Origin of the sequence: Duncaniella sp. B8, from assembly GCF_005304985.1 — a bacterium.
In the GTDB taxonomy this organism is placed as follows: Bacteria; Bacteroidota; Bacteroidia; order Bacteroidales; family Muribaculaceae; genus Duncaniella; species Duncaniella muris.
Map to the genome: position 1 here is coordinate 1,433,988 of NZ_CP040121.1, position 14,921 is coordinate 1,448,908.

Genomic DNA, 14,921 nt, shown 5'->3' on the forward strand with positions numbered 1-14,921 from the left:
CAGAGACGGCCGTCTTACTTTTTGATGACCTTCAGAAGTTCGACATCGAAAATCAGGGTCGAGTTCGGACCGATCATGCCGCCTGCACCCTGAGGGCCGTAAGCCAGCTGAGAGGGAATGAACAGACGCCACTTCGAACCGGCCTTCATCAGCTGAAGAGCCTCGACCCAGCCGGGAATCACCTGAGTGACACCGAAAGTAGCCGGAACACCACGCTCAACAGAACTGTCAAACACAGTGCCGTCGATCAGCTTGCCGGTATAGTGCACCTCAACCTGATCCTGAGCGGTAGGCATCTCGCCGTCACCATCCTCGATCACCTCATACTGCAGACCCGAAGCAGTGGTCTTGACCTCCACACGCTTGCCGTTCTCTTCAAGGAACTGCTTGCCCGCAGCGGCATTAACATCGGCCATCTTCGCAGCCTCGGCGCGCTGCTTCTCTTCAAGAGCAGTGAAATATTTCTGAATCTCAGCCTTAGCCTCGTCATAAGTCATCTTGGGCTCACTTCCGTAGAACACAGCGGCAACGCCATCGGCAAAATCCTCAACGTTGATTTCCTGAATTCCGCTCGCACGGAAATTATTGCCCATGCTCAGTCCGAGAGCATAGCTGATACGGTCTAATTCTTTATTTTCCATAATTATATAAGTTCGTTTGTTGTCATCAAGTCTGCAAAGATAGGCTATTTTACGGCTACCCCTTTAATATTTTTAATTTAAAAAAGTTAAATCAGCAGCCATAAGCCTTCATCAAGAGAAACATCAGCCTGCCGAAAGGCCCGGCCGGCACATCCTTCAGACTTATAACGCCCTACAGCACCAATAGTTGGACTGGCAGCGGCTTAAAACTCGTTAAGACGCGCAAGATACTTGCCTATGATATCGAACTCGATGTTCACACGGCTGCCCGGACGGATATCCTTGAAATTGGTATGCTCGAATGTATAGGGAATGATCGCCACACGGAAAGAGAACTGCTCCGAATCGCAAACAGTCAGACTCACGCCGTTGACCGTCACAGAACCCTTCTCCACAGTCACATAACCCTTTGCGGCCATGCGCGGATCAACCTCATAGCTGAACTTATAGTAGCGGCTTCCCTCCACCTCTTCAATCTCCTCGCAGACAGCCGTGCAGTCCACATGGCCCTGCACTATATGCCCGTCAAGACGGCCGTTCATAAGCATAGAACGTTCGAGGTTCACACGGCTCCCGGCCTCAAGCAGACCGAGATTACTGCGGTCAAGCGTCTCCTGGATCGCAGTCACGGTATAAGTCCCGTCGCCGGGCAGAGCAACCACAGTCAGACACACACCATTGTGGGCCACACTCTGGTCAATCTTCAGCTCATCAGTGAAACTGCATCTGACGCGCATATCCACATTGCCCTCACGGCGCACAACTTCAACCACTTCGGCTGCTTCTTCAACGATTCCTGAAAACATATCCAATATTTGTTTTTATGATTCTGATAATTCTGAACTATTGATGCATCCGGACCCCGGATCATCCACACAGGCCACCGCCCGCGTCACCCGCAAGCAGTCGAAACCCGCGCAAATGTACAAATTTTACCCCGTATTTCAAATCATCCTGCACCATGTTCTGGATCATCTTCAGCGACGGACCTGAGGCACTCGAATAATTTTTCACATCGACAAGCCCGCGCGAAAGCCCGGCCTCGGCAATGCCGCCGGCCAGAAACGTCAGAATCAGCAACAGAAATACGCCTAAAAAGTCAGGACGTCTGGACATGGGATCAGGATGATGTATATATATTATATATAGGTGGGATTTAAGGTATGCCTGTGACGGGTGTAGCTCAAAATTACAACCTTTTTCAGAACTTTAATACTTTTATGACAATTTTTATAAACCATTTTTGCGACATTTGCATTTAAGAGGTTGTTATTTAAACAGCATCTTAAATCCGGAATCTTCACTGTCAACAGCATAAAATGAAAAAAAGTCTTCTATATACGCGCACCGGCGATGCCGGAATGACCTCGCTGGTCGGTGGCAAGCGAGTGGCCAAAAACTCGCCCCGCGTAAATGCCTACGGCACTCTTGACGAGCTGAACGCCCACATCGGTCTTGTCCAGGCCCACTGCGCGCAGCTCGACAACTTCGTCACCGCCACTCTTCTGAGCATCAACAACACGCTCTTCAATCTGGGAGCCTATCTGGCCACACCTCCGGCACCCGCCCCTGCCGATGACAGCGAGCTGCCGCAGTCGCTTAGGGTGATCCCCGACCGCATTGCCGAACTCGAACAGCAGATCGACACTCTCGATGGCTCAGTGCCCGAACAGCGCACTTTCATTCTGCCGGGCGGAAGCATCGGGGCTGCCCATGCCCATGTGGCCCGCACTGTGTGTCGCCGCGCCGAACGCGAGATACTCAATCTTGCCGACACAGGCGAGACCGTGGCACCGATTGTGCTCACCTACATAAACCGTCTGAGCGACTATCTCTTCATCCTCGCCCGCTACATCAACCACTTCACCGGCACCCCTGACATCCCCTGGCAGCAGTCATGATCAGCGCCGGGGATAGCTTTTTTCTTTGCAGAATTTGATCTCGTTCCAACTATTCTTCTTAACTTTGCACCATAAATTTCGGTGATCCTTATGCCGGACAGAGGTCCGGACAGGATTGAAAAGGGAACCGGGTGAGAATCCCGGACAGACCCGCTACTGTAAGTCCGCCACAAGGCCATGAGCCTGTGGCAGCAGCTTCACGGCAACTTTTTTTTACGGTCACTGCAAAAGCCCACTCAGGGCTGCGGGAAGGCCGCCGCGAAAGCCGGATAAGTCAGGAAACCTGCCGAAATTGACATCCTGATTGCAGCTTTCGTGGACTAAAGCCGGCATCACTGATTCTGATCTCATCCGCACCTCCCCCCGGCCGGGCCTATCCGGCCGGATGCGCTTTTTCCTCGTTTCCATAGCCCTCCGGGCCGGAAATGCGGTCCGGGCGCATTGCGGACGGTTTATGAATAGCCGTCACCCCGACTGTCTGACATTCAGGCGTCTGAGTGACTTCTTTTTATTTTAACCAATCATAAACCGAATGAAGATCAAATCTTTACTTCCTCTGACCACACTCTTAGGACTGATGTGGACAGCCGGAGTTTCGGCCACAGAAGTGACCGTAACGCTCAACACCATCAGCAAATCAATGACCGTGGTCCCTGCAGCCGGAGGCGAGACCGTAAACATCGGCGAGCCTTCAGCGGATTCAAACCCTGTCTACACCTTCAACTGCGATCCGGGCGACTACGTAATGAACCTCTTCGATGCCAAAGGTACTCCGACAGGCTCTATCACTGTCTCCGTCTCAGGCGAAACCGACAATGTAAGGCTCTACAACATTTCGCTTTACGCTACAAACAAGACCGACGGCATCGAATGGCAGCTCGGCAAAGACTATGACGTTCCCTTTGACCGGATCAACGTATCCTCCCAGAAAGGCGAAAACCATCCGGTGACTCCTGTGGTCTATGCCAACAGCACCCGCAAGGTGGCGACTATCTCTTCATCCTCGCCCGCTACATCAACCACTTCACCGGCACCCCTGACATCCCCTGGCAGCAGTCATGATCAGCGCCGGGGATAGCTTTTTTCTTTGCAGAATTTGATCTCGTTCCAACTATTCTTCTTAACTTTGCACCATAAATTTCGGTGATCCTTATGCCGGACAGAGGTCCGGACAGGATTGAAAAGGGAACCGGGTGAGAATCCCGGACAGACCCGCTACTGTAAGTCCGCCACAAGGCCATGAGCCTGTGGCAGCAGCTTCACGGCAACTTTTTTTTACGGTCACTGCAAAAGCCCACTCAGGGCTGCGGGAAGGCCGCCGCGAAAGCCGGATAAGTCAGGAAACCTGCCGAAATTGACATCCTGATTGCAGCTTTCGTGGACTAAAGCCGGCATCACTGATTCTGATCTCATCCGCACCTCCCCCCGGCCGGGCCTATCCGGCCGGATGCGCTTTTTCCTCGTTTCCATAGCCCTCCGGGCCGGAAATGCGGTCCGGGCGCATTGCGGACGGTTTATGAATAGCCGTCACCCCGACTGTCTGACATTCAGGCGTCTGAGTGACTTCTTTTTATTTTAACCAATCATAAACCGAATGAAGATCAAATCTTTACTTCCTCTGACCACACTCTTAGGACTGATGTGGACAGCCGGAGTTTCGGCCACAGAAGTGACCGTAACGCTCAACACCATCAGCAAATCAATGACCGTGGTCCCTGCAGCCGGAGGCGAGACCGTAAACATCGGCGAGCCTTCAGCGGATTCAAACCCTGTCTACACCTTCAACTGCGATCCGGGCGACTACGTAATGAACCTCTTCGATGCCAAAGGTACTCCGACAGGCTCTATCACTGTCTCCGTCTCAGGCGAAACCGACAATGTAAGGCTCTACAACATTTCGCTTTACGCTACAAACAAGACCGACGGCATCGAATGGCAGCTCGGCAAAGACTATGACGTTCCCTTTGACCGGATCAACGTATCCTCCCAGAAAGGCGAAAACCATCCGGTGACTCCTGTGGTCTATGCCAACAGCACCCGCAAGGTGATTACCTTTCCGGTTAAAATCGGCGATTCATTTACCGCCACCCTCTTCCCTTCAGGAGACTATGCCGAAGACTATGCCGAGGTCACAATAACACGGACCGTAACATTCGATGTCTCCGCGTCATGCACTTTCGAGCCCTATGTCACTTTCTCTCTGACCGCGCCAAAGGATGCCGAAGTCAAAGTGGCTCAGAAGATCGGATCGCGCCACTACGTGCCTTTCACCTACTACGATCCGGCAACGGCTGTCGAATCAGGCAACGACATGGTCTATACCTATCGTCTGCCCAAGAGCTCCAACTACAACTACCGCGTGTCACGTCCGGGCAGCATCACCAATGCCGGTATCTTTGACCCGTCAAAAGGCGACATCACTATCACAGACGCCCAACTCAACGCCTATCCGTCAGACTATTATAATCATGACGTGGCAGCCAACAGCGGCTACAACTATGCCGACATATATCTCAACATCAATCCGCAGGGGCATCTCCACATGCAGCCTGACAGCAAGTTCCACATCGTCAACCTGCGCACCTGGCAGCTGACCAACACCGTTACAGCCAACTATTTTATCGAACCCGACTATCACTACACCGTGCTCGGCACTGACTTCAAGCCCGACAATTCGGTGATCGACATCACGACTGAAGGCCTCATCACCGCAAAGAAGCAAGGCACCGCAATTGTGCAGGTACGCTATGACGCCATGTCGGTCGATGTAGCCGGAGGCAATCTCTGGAGCTCGATCTGGGCTGAGAATGTCGGCACCTTCGTGGTCACTGTCGGCGACAAGGCCGAAGGAATCAGAAGCAACATGAAGCTTCCCTACACTCATGAAAACCGCACCGGCGAGATTGATGCCGAACATGATGTCTTCTACTACATGAAGGGTGAAGACGGTTTCGACTACACCTTCACCCCTGAAGGCGTGACTTCCGTGAGCGTGGCCACTCCGCTTGTCGACCTTGAGAAAAACACCCTGTCATATCCCAATGGGTTCTCGACCGAAAAAGTCAGCAAAAACGCCGACGGCTCATATACCGTCCGGCTGGCATTCGGACGCAACATCGTCTGTCTGACTGACGCCGCAGGCAACAGCGTCTACCAGGTAATGTCGGCAAAACCGGCCTCCTACAGTGTGTCCAAGGCCAAAGATGTCCGTAATGACAGCTACAACCTGCCCGGCGACGTCCTTGAGGTAAACTTCAGCGGCCTCTACCACAATGCCGGAAAACTGGCCGCAATCTACAACCAGGGTTGCTCGCCTCTCTATTCATCCATCCCTGAAGGCTATGACAGCAACAGCGTCAAAGGCTCAGGCGGCCAATACAATTTCCCCGTTCAGCAGAAAGTGACCGTAACACTCAAAAACGACCAGCAGCCCATCGATTTCGACCTCAGCGGCGGATGCCTGACCTTCGGCGGTTTCGGCGACAAGCTCGGCGGTCACCGCGACATAGACTATTTCACAGGCCGCAATCCCAACTTCACGGCTGCGTCTCAGTATCAGCTTTCCGGCGTTATTCCTGACGTATCGTTCAGAACCGATGCCTTTGCTGACGGCATGGAACTCTCCATGAGCCTCGAATTCGGCAAAAGTGCCACTCCCGTCTCACTCGCCGCCTGCAAACTGTTCCTCGGCGAAGACATGACCGTCACAAGCTCTGACAAATCAATCGCCACCGTCGACAAGAACGGCAAAGTGACAGCCGTAGCTGACGGAAACGCCGTAATCACCTATGCCAATGCCGACGGCACAAAGAGATTCACCTGCTCTGTCGAGGTGTGGAGCATAAAAGTGGAAGGCATTGCCTTCAAAGACGAGGTTGTAGAAGCCATTGCATCCACAAAGGGAACCCGCATCATCTCGACAGCCCTGATATGGACCCCGGCCAAACCCTCAAACCAGAATGTGACCTATGAACTCTCCAATCCTGATGTGGTCAGTCTTAAGAACAACCGCTTATACACAATAGCCGGCAAGGCAGGAGAAACAGATGTCACAGTAACCACTGCTGACGGCGGCTATAAAGCCACATGCCATGTCATAGTCCGTATGGCTCTCGAAAAACTTGCCTTTGAAGAATCAGCCGAAGAACTGACCGAGGGTGAAAGCCTTTCTCTTAAACCGGTCTACACTCCTGAAAACACTGATTTCAAGGAACTCATCTGGGTTTCCACCAACCCTGAGATTGCAAGCGTTGATGAAAACGGCCTCGTCACTGCGCTTAAGGAAGGAACCGCGTCCATAAAAGCTACCTCAACCAAATATTCCTACATCAGCGCCACCCGCAATGTGACCGTCAAAGCGAAAGACCAGTCCGGAATCGAATCCGTCGGCATAGTCGGAGTGAAGGCCTATCCCAATCCGTTCACCGACTATATCATGGTGCAGACACCGGTTGCCACAAGCGCGTCAGTCTATAGCCTGCAGGGATCGCTGCTGATCAGCGCATCTCTGGAAGCCGGTCAGAACCGCATTGACACCTCGGCCCTCCCCTCCGGACTCTATCTTGTCCGCATCGGCTCTGAAACCGTCAAGATGATCCGCAAGTAACAAGTGAGAGGTCGTTAAAAGCACGACCCTCTAAGCACACTCGGCCATACCGAGTATTACGCCAAAGGGCGCTGCCATGAGCGAAAAATCTCGCCATGACAGCGCCCTTATCAACACCTCCCCCGGATCTGCCAGCCCCCGAAATCCTGGAAAAACGGCAAAAATCGCCCGAAAAACCTTGGAAAAACGGCAAAAACAAGCAAAATCACCTTGGAAAAACGGCAAAAATCGCCCGAAAAGCCTTGGAAAAACGGCAAAAACAAATTATTTTTGCAAAAAAGCAGATTCAGCATGGCACTATTCCGACACCTAAACAGCTATTTAAAAGATTTTTATGCATCGCAAAAGACTGCATTGCTACTCTCCGGAGCCAGACAGACAGGAAAAACATATGCAATCCGTCAGTTAGGCAAGCAGTACAAGTCTTTTGTCGAGATAAATTTCATCGAAAAACCGGAAGCTATACAGCTTTTCAAAGATGCAAGTTCTGTAGATGATATATTGCTCAGAATTTCAGCCATCAGCCAACAGCCTCTTTATAAAGGGGAGACTCTGATTTTTTTTGACGAGGTACAGTGCTGCGAGAACATTGTGACCGCCATAAAGTTTCTTGTCGATGAAGGGAGCTACAGATACGCTCTTAGCGGATCACTGCTCGGAGTGGAACTATCAGAAATACGTTCAGTTCCGGTAGGATATTTAAGTATCAAGGAGACATATCCGCTGGATTTTGAAGAATTCATACTGAACTTAGGCGTCGCACAGTGCATAATTGACAGCGTAAGAGAATGCTGGACCGATTGCAGGCCTGTCGACCCGGTGATTCATGAGAAACTGCTCGAATTATACCGCCTTTATACTATAATCGGAGGTATGCCGGCAGCTGTGGAACAATACGTGACCACAAACAATCTCAATATTGTCAGCCGGACTCAATCAGACATTGTTGCCCTTTACCGCAAAGATATCTCGCAATATGCAGAGAAAGACAAGCTCAAGATTAAGGAAATTTTTGATCTCATCCCGTCTGAACTTGACGCTAAAAACAAGCGCTTCATTTTTAAACGGCTTAACGAACACGCAAAGTTTGACAGATTTCAGAACGACTTTCTATGGCTTAAAAATGCAGGCGTAGCGATTCCGGTCTACAATGTCGAGGAACCTAAGATGCCGCTGAAACTGGCTGTCACACGCAATCTGTTCAAACTGTTTTCAAATGATGTGGGTCTGCTGACGGCCCAGTATGCCGATGGCATTCAAACCAAAATTCTGTCGGGAGATCTGACAATCAATTTCGGTGCGATATACGAAAATGTTGTGGCCCAGGAATTATTGAGCCATGACTATCAGCCGTATTACTATAACAATAAGCGGATGGGCGAGCTGGATTTTGTGATCTCAGACCTCAACGGAGTTGTGCCGATTGAAGTGAAATCAGGCAAAGACTACGAAAGACACAATGCTCTCAGCAATGTATTGGCTTGCAAGGACTACGATATAGAGAAAGCCTATGTCTTGTGCAATGGAAATATCCGCCGCAGCGGACCTGTGATCTATGCGCCTGTCTATATGACCATGTTTATCCGTCGGCAGACTGACTGCGGAGGTGTTTTCCAGGTGGATCTGAGCGGACTGGTTTAGGAGGTCGGAAATTGGGGAGGGACACCCGGTTTCCTTTTTCTCTTTCACTGCATATCAGGGCTCTTTCATTTAAGCACAGAATAACGACAAAAATCACTTTAAAAAGAGAGAATGAAGATTTTGGGGTAGTGCTGTCCGTTAAGGCCGTTCATTTCTGTATCTACATTATGGTTAAGGAGAGCAAAAAACAGGTCCTTGTCATCGGGAAAGATCATATCGGCAAACGATGATTTTTCCGGCCAATAACGACGTTCGATTTTTTGGGATTCTACGCGCAGAATTTCGGCTTTCTGTTTAAGGATCTCCTTTTCCGGTTCTCCATCGGCAGGAATGTTTTCAAATCTCTTGAAAGCCTCTATATTGCCGGTCCTTTTCACTGCTTCGGCTATGATGGATTCACGAATCTGGCTGATATATCCGCTATAAAGCTGCTGATTGGAGACGTTTGCCTTAATAAACGAGATCCTGTCGAGACAACCGGCCAGGAAAGGATATTTCGAAAGGAAGCCATATCTTTCCTTTGAGACATCCTCACAAAGATTCCTGATACAATCGAGAAAAGATCGGCATAAAAGATCCGGCTTGAATATCAATGTATTCAGATCTCGTTCTTTAGCATAAGGCTCCACAGACCGAGAACACAAATGTTTTTCGGCCACATCGACCTCTATATTGTAGTTCCTCAATAGAAGAAGGAGCTTATGGATTTGATTGTATTTCTCCTTACTATGAAAAAAGGCTTCCGGGTGAAGCACTTCAAGATCAATTGTGAGTTTTCGAAAATGCTCCTCGGAAGGATAGTGGGAAGAGAATCGTCCTTTAAGTTTTTCAGTCACGGAAATGATGACCACAAGATTTGTATAGAAATGACGGATATAATCGACCAGCAGGCCAATCTGTCCCTCCTTTGTAATTTTCATCGTGTTCCGTTCCGTGCGTTTTTGCCATACAGCCATAAGCCATGCTATTACCAAAGAGATAAAGGCAATCACGATAGCTAGCCAGTCCCAAAGATCTAAACCTCCGTCACGTGCGAGACGTTCCACATACGAACGAATCACACTGATTGAAGCTGAATCAGAGGCTGAGTGATTCTGAACTTGTAATAAAAGATGAATATAGAGATTCGTCATACTTTATGAGATGTTTGAATAAATGGGAAGAAGTCACCGCAAGGGACGCCAATACTTCGATAAGTGCAAAATTACGTTTTTTCGTAAGAATCCCAATAAAATAAGCTACTTAGTTTTATCCTAAATAGCTAATTGCGTTATTATTGAATAGCAATTTTCTTATATCGAACTCACGTTATGTAGCTACTGATGCACATTATATCGGTTAATTTTGAAGAGCTGCCAATGATGCGGGGGTGGAAAGGGTGATGGGGGAGTGAAGTGTTATAATTGCTTTATTAAGAGATTGTTCAGAGAGTTTGACTTGTTTTTATTCGGCAGTTACGGAGCTTTTTTGTAAATTTGTAGCCAAATTGCCCGCCTTAGGGCCAACAGCATTACTAACAATCTAACCATCACCATATTATGAACGATAAAGAAGTGGTTCTCTCCGGCATACGCGCCACCGGAAACCTTCATCTCGGAAACTATTACGGAGCTTTGAGCAAGTTCGTCAAAATGCAGAACGACTATGACTGCCTGTTCTTCATCGCCGACCTCCACGCCCTGACCACCAATCCGGACCCCGACGCGCTGCATGAGAACGTAAAGAATATCCTTGCCGAATATCTCGCCGCCGGCATCGACCCCGAAAAGGCGACTATCTTCGTGCAGAGCGACGTGCCCGAAATCTCGGAAATGTATCTCCTGCTCAACATGCACGTGGGCATCGGCGAACTCCTGCGCACAGCCTCTTTCAAAGACAAGGCCCGCAAACAGCTCGGACTCGGAGCCGCCGGCGCTGACGACGATATCGAGAAGCAGATCATCGGCTCGGACACCAACAAGCGCGTCAACGCCGGCCTGCTCACCTACCCCACCCTCATGGCCGTCGACATTCTGATACAGAAGGCCCACAAGGTGCCCGTAGGCAAAGACCAGGAACAGCACCTGGAGCTCACACGCCGTTTCGCCCGCAGATTCAACTCGTTCTACGGCGTAGACCTCTTCCCCGAACCCGAAAATTTCAACTTCGGTGACCACGCCGTAAAAGTGCCCGGCCTCGACGGCTCAGGCAAGATGGGCAAGAGCGAAGGCAACTGCGTCTATCTTATCGACGAGGAAAAGGTGCTCCGCAAGAAAGTGATGCGCGCCGTGACCGACGAAGGTCCCAAGGAACCCAACCAGCCCATCTCACAGCCGGTTGAAAATCTGCTCACCCTCATGGAGCTGACCTCCGCTCCGGAAATCGTGCAGAGCTACCGCGATGCATATGCCGACTGCTCGATCCGCTACGGCGACATGAAAAAGCAGCTTGCCGAAGATATACTCAAAGTCACAACCCCCATCCGCGAACGCTATCATGACATCCGCAACGACGAGGCCTACATCTCACGCGTAGTGCGCCAGGGAGCAGAACGCGCCCGCGAACGCGCCGCCAAGACTCTCGAAGAAGTACGTCAGGTGATGGGTATCCGCAAATTCTAATACACAATCCTCCCGGAAATCCTCTTTAGCTCTCCCCTCCTCCACATTATTTTACAAACTTCAAAATGAAGAGATACAACCTCATCAACAACTCGCTCGGCTGGCTCTGCTTTGTGATCGCAGCGGTGACCTACCTGCTCACCATCGAGCCTACAGCAAGTTTCTGGGACTGCCCGGAATTTATCTCGCAAGGCTACAAACTTGAGGTCGGACACCCGCCGGGCAACCCGATCTTCATGCTTGCCGCCCGCTTCTTTGTCAACTTCGCCTTCGGCGATGTCAGCAAGGTAGCCGTAATGGTCAACTCCATGTCGGCTCTGCTCTCGGCAGGCACCATACTGCTGCTGTTCTGGACCATCACCCATCTTGTCAAGCGGCTGACAGTCAAGGATGACGCCACTGAAATCAGCCTCGTGCAAATGATGGTGATCTTTGGATCGGGCATCTGTGGCGCATTAGCCTACACCTGGAGTGACACCTTCTGGTTTTCGGCAGTCGAGGGTGAGGTCTACGCCTTCTCCTCGTTCTGCACCGCCCTGGTGTTCTGGCTCATTCTGAAATGGGAAAACCGCGCCGAACAGCCTCATAGCGACAAATATCTGATACTCATAGCCTACGTGATCGGCATCTCGATCGCCGTCCACCTTCTGAACCTTCTGTGTATCCCCGCCATCGGCCTGGTGATCTACTACCGTCTGTGGAAGAACACCACCGCCAAGGGCTCGCTGATCACTCTGGCCTTCTCGGCCATCGTGGTGGGCCTGATCCTCTACGGCCTCGTGCCTGGCTTCATCGAAGTGTCGCAGTATTTCGAACTCTTCTTCGTCAATGTGATCGGATGCAGCTACAATGTCGGTGTACTGATCTACGCTATCCTCGCCGTCAGCTGTTTCATCTGGGCCATCAGCGAGCTCTACAAGCAGAAGAGCGTGGGCAAGATACGCCTGAGCGTCATTCTCAGTATCTTCTTCTCAGGCATCCCCTTCATCGGCGACAACATGCTGATACCGGTGATCATCATGGCCGGAGTCATAGCATATCTCTTCCTCGCGAAGAAACTTCCGGTGCGCATTCTGAACCTTGTGGTGATGAGCATCTTCGTGATCTTCATAGGCTACTCGTCATATGCCCTGCTGCTCATACGCGCCAGCGCCAACCCGCCTATGAACCAGAACGCACCTGACAACGTCTTCGCCCTCGCCTCCTACCTCAACCGCGAGCAGTATGGCGAACGCCCGCTCTTCTATGGCCAGACCCACCAGTCGCGCGTGGTCTATGACGTTAAAGACAACGGCGAGGTCACACCTATGTATAAAGAAGGCCGTCCGATCTACGCCAAGACTGTCAAGACATCCGAAGACCAGCCGGACCACTATGAGATCACCGGCTACAAGAAAGACTATGTGATGGCTCCTGAGCTGAACATGCTCTTCCCGCGCATCTACAGCGGAGCGCATGCCGCAGCTTACAGCGACTGGATCGGCGGGCTGCACGGCAAACCGGTAGAAGCAACCAAATATATGCGCAACGGACAGCCGCTGCAGACAGAGATGCTCGTGAAACCGACTATGGGCGAAAGCCTCCGCTTCTTCCTGGTCTACCAGCTCAACCATATGTACTGGCGCTACTTCATGTGGAACTTCGCAGGACGCCAGAACGACATCCAGGGCAACGGCGAGGTTAACCACGGCAACTGGATCTCAGGCATCCCCTTCATTGACAATCCGCGCCTCGGCGACCAGAGCCTGCTGCCTTACAGCGACGGCGAGGGCAACAAGGGCCACAACGTCTTCTTCATGCTTCCGCTCATCATGGGCATCATAGGCCTCGGCTGGCAGGCATTCACATCGAAGCGAGGCATAGAGCAGTTCTGGGTGATCTTCTTCCTCTTCTTCATGACGGGTATCGCTATTGTGCTCTATCTGAACCAGACTCCGACCCAGCCGCGCGAACGCGACTACGCATTCGCCGGATCATTCTACGCCTTCGCCATCTGGGTAGGCATGGGTGTGGCCGGCCTGTGGGCGCTTCTCAACGAACTGCTCAAAGACAAGAAAACGGCAGGAACCGGAGCCAAAAAGCAGTTGGGCACCGCGATTTTCGCCTGCTTCGTAGGCCTTGCAGTGCCCTTGCAGATGGTTTCGCAGACCTGGGATGACCATGACCGCTCAGGCCGCTACGTGACACGCGACTTCGGCATGAACTACCTTGACTCCGTTGACGAAAACGGTATCATATTCACCAACGGTGACAACGACACCTTCCCCCTCTGGTATGCCCAGGAAGTAGAAGGCCACCGCACGGACGTGAAAGTGGTCAACCTCTCGTATCTGACCACCGACTGGTATGCCAACCAGGTCAAGCACCCCTCCTACGAGGCTGCCGGAATCGAGACCCTGGCCAAGCCTGAAGACTACGGCTATGACCGCATGAACTTCAACTACTTCTCGGCCGAATGTGACACCACACCGGTCCACATCTTCACCGCCTTGCGCCAGCTCTATGACAAGAAGTCGAGCGAGAACCCTTGGGGCGCCCCGATGATGGACTACAACAACTTCATCATCCCCGTCGACATCCCCGCCGCAGTCAAGGCCGGCCGCATCTCCGAGCATGAGGCAGACATGGCAGACACTGCCATCCAGGCCAACATGACCAATGACCGTGAGGCAATGCGCCACGGCGGTCTGACCCTCAGCCAGGTACTTTCGCTCGACATGCTCGCCACTTCGGTGAAAAACGGATGGAAAAACCCGATCTACTTCGCATCGACCGTGCCTTCGGACTATTATCTGGCCCTCCAGCCCTATATGCGCTCGACAGGTATGGCCTACGAGGTGACACCGGTGCGCAACGATGAAAACAGCGACTATGAGATCTCGGCCGTCAACACCGACAAGGCCTACCGCAACATCACCGAAAAATTCCGCTGGGGAGGTCTGGACAAGGTGACAGATCCGAGCCAGATCTATCTCGACGAGACCGTGCGCAAGATGGTGACCACAACCCGCTCCTACATCATCTCTGCAGCCACCGGCATGATCAACGAGGCCGCAATGGCAGAGAGAGCCGACACTGTGGCCGAGCTTGATGACAAAGCGCGCCAGGGACTCGCCGAGTTCAAGGCCGACCGCTACGCCAAGGCGCTCAATCTGCTGAAGCTCATGGAAGAGAAGCTGCCCGAAGCAGCATCGCCCTACGCCATACAGGTGCCACAGAGAATGGCCCAGATCTATGCCCGCATCGGCATAGCCACCGGCAACAAGGAGGCATCGGGCCGTGCGGTAGAGCTGCTTGAGAACGAGCTCATGCGCTATGGCAAGAACGTGAAGTATTACCAAAGCCTCAACCCCTGGCAATACTCCACACTGCCGCAGACCGACAAGTTCATAGAGACCTATTATATGGTATATCTGCTTCAGGACCTGAGCGATGCCGGCGGTGACACCGAGAAAATGGTAGACCGTCTGACCGATCTTGGTATCAACTTCGACCGAATCGTCTCGATACTTCAGAAGTAACAGAGGCTTAT

General features: G+C 51.6%; 11 protein-coding genes and 2 riboswitches. Of the genes, 7 read left to right on the plus strand and 4 right to left on the minus strand.

The genetic code is table 11. The features are described 5' to 3' along the window. Window positions 1–14 precede the first annotated feature (14 nt). From FDZ78_RS06300 to FDZ78_RS06310, 3 genes are all read right to left on the minus strand, one after another. Complete coding sequence (locus tag FDZ78_RS06300; RefSeq protein ID WP_107032773.1) at window positions 15–641, minus strand: FKBP-type peptidyl-prolyl cis-trans isomerase; 627 nt, start codon at window positions 639–641, stop codon at window positions 15–17. A 203-nt stretch (window positions 642–844) separates the two neighbouring features. Continuing rightward, window positions 845–1,447, minus strand: coding sequence for a riboflavin synthase (locus tag FDZ78_RS06305; protein ID WP_136408239.1), 603 nt, complete (start codon window positions 1,445–1,447; stop codon window positions 845–847). Window positions 1,448–1,508: 61 nt separating this feature from the next. Then, window positions 1,509–1,757, minus strand: a complete 249-nt coding sequence (locus FDZ78_RS06310) for a hypothetical protein (protein ID WP_107032775.1) — start codon at window positions 1,755–1,757, stop codon at window positions 1,509–1,511. A 203-nt stretch (window positions 1,758–1,960) separates the two neighbouring features. On the opposite strand from FDZ78_RS06310, the gene FDZ78_RS06315 reads away from it, so the two are divergent. The 5 genes from FDZ78_RS06315 (at window position 1,961) to FDZ78_RS06335 (ending at window position 8,789) form a co-directional block, all read left to right on the plus strand. Continuing rightward, the gene (locus FDZ78_RS06315; protein WP_136408240.1) at window positions 1,961–2,542 is read left to right on the plus strand and encodes a cob(I)yrinic acid a,c-diamide adenosyltransferase; all 582 of its coding nucleotides are present in this window, start codon (window positions 1,961–1,963) and stop codon (window positions 2,540–2,542) included. Window positions 2,543–2,604: 62 nt separating this feature from the next. Further along, window positions 2,605–2,848, plus strand: a riboswitch (cobalamin riboswitch). Window positions 2,849–3,074: 226 nt separating this feature from the next. Further along, a complete protein-coding gene (locus tag FDZ78_RS06320; protein WP_136408241.1) occupies window positions 3,075–3,620 on the plus strand; it encodes a hypothetical protein in 546 nt (181 codons plus the stop codon). Between the two features lie 46 nt (window positions 3,621–3,666). Continuing rightward, window positions 3,667–3,910: riboswitch (cobalamin riboswitch) on the plus strand. Between the two features lie 226 nt (window positions 3,911–4,136). Further along, complete coding sequence (locus tag FDZ78_RS06325; RefSeq protein ID WP_136408242.1) at window positions 4,137–7,148, plus strand: Ig-like domain-containing protein; 3,012 nt, start codon at window positions 4,137–4,139, stop codon at window positions 7,146–7,148. A 76-nt stretch (window positions 7,149–7,224) separates the two neighbouring features. Beyond that, window positions 7,225–7,461: a hypothetical protein gene (locus FDZ78_RS06330; RefSeq protein WP_136408243.1), complete on the plus strand. Its 237-nt coding sequence runs from the start codon at window positions 7,225–7,227 to the stop codon at window positions 7,459–7,461. Then, the gene (locus FDZ78_RS06335; RefSeq protein ID WP_136408244.1) at window positions 7,440–8,789 is read left to right on the plus strand and encodes an ATP-binding protein; all 1,350 of its coding nucleotides are present in this window, start codon (window positions 7,440–7,442) and stop codon (window positions 8,787–8,789) included. The genes FDZ78_RS06330 and FDZ78_RS06335 overlap by 22 nt, the downstream gene beginning before the upstream one ends. A 98-nt stretch (window positions 8,790–8,887) precedes the next feature. Here FDZ78_RS06335 and FDZ78_RS06340 read toward each other — a convergent pair whose 3' ends face one another. Further along, complete coding sequence (locus tag FDZ78_RS06340) at window positions 8,888–9,922, minus strand: hypothetical protein (RefSeq protein WP_107032778.1); 1,035 nt, start codon at window positions 9,920–9,922, stop codon at window positions 8,888–8,890. 405 nt (window positions 9,923–10,327) lie between these two features. Between FDZ78_RS06340 and trpS the strand changes: the two genes are divergently transcribed. Next, the gene (trpS, locus tag FDZ78_RS06345; RefSeq protein WP_136408245.1) at window positions 10,328–11,389 is read left to right on the plus strand and encodes a tryptophan--tRNA ligase; all 1,062 of its coding nucleotides are present in this window, start codon (window positions 10,328–10,330) and stop codon (window positions 11,387–11,389) included. Between the two features lie 65 nt (window positions 11,390–11,454). After that, window positions 11,455–14,910 carry a DUF2723 domain-containing protein gene (locus tag FDZ78_RS06350; protein ID WP_136408246.1) on the plus strand — a complete coding sequence of 1,152 codons (3,456 nt, stop codon included), beginning with the start codon at window positions 11,455–11,457 and terminating at the stop codon, window positions 14,908–14,910. Window positions 14,911–14,921 lie beyond the last annotated feature (11 nt).

Excerpts from the sequence above, each read along its gene's own strand:
- FDZ78_RS06300 (WP_107032773.1), bottom strand. The coding sequence starts at position 641 with ATGGAAAATAAAGAATTAGACCGTATCAGCTATGCTCTCGGACTGAGC.
- FDZ78_RS06315 (WP_136408240.1), top strand. The coding sequence starts at position 1,961 with ATGAAAAAAAGTCTTCTATATACGCGCACCGGCGATGCCGGAATGACC.
- FDZ78_RS06335 (WP_136408244.1), top strand. The coding sequence starts at position 7,440 with ATGGCACTATTCCGACACCTAAACAGCTATTTAAAAGATTTTTATGCA.
- FDZ78_RS06320 (WP_136408241.1), top strand. The coding sequence starts at position 3,075 with ATGAAGATCAAATCTTTACTTCCTCTGACCACACTCTTAGGACTGATG.
- FDZ78_RS06350 (WP_136408246.1), top strand. The coding sequence starts at position 11,455 with ATGAAGAGATACAACCTCATCAACAACTCGCTCGGCTGGCTCTGCTTT.
- FDZ78_RS06330 (WP_136408243.1), top strand. The coding sequence starts at position 7,225 with ATGAGCGAAAAATCTCGCCATGACAGCGCCCTTATCAACACCTCCCCC.
- FDZ78_RS06310 (WP_107032775.1), bottom strand. The coding sequence starts at position 1,757 with ATGTCCAGACGTCCTGACTTTTTAGGCGTATTTCTGTTGCTGATTCTG.
- FDZ78_RS06305 (WP_136408239.1), bottom strand. The coding sequence starts at position 1,447 with ATGTTTTCAGGAATCGTTGAAGAAGCAGCCGAAGTGGTTGAAGTTGTG.
- FDZ78_RS06340 (WP_107032778.1), bottom strand. The coding sequence starts at position 9,922 with ATGACGAATCTCTATATTCATCTTTTATTACAAGTTCAGAATCACTCA.
- FDZ78_RS06325 (WP_136408242.1), top strand. The coding sequence starts at position 4,137 with ATGAAGATCAAATCTTTACTTCCTCTGACCACACTCTTAGGACTGATG.
- trpS (WP_136408245.1), top strand. The coding sequence starts at position 10,328 with ATGAACGATAAAGAAGTGGTTCTCTCCGGCATACGCGCCACCGGAAAC.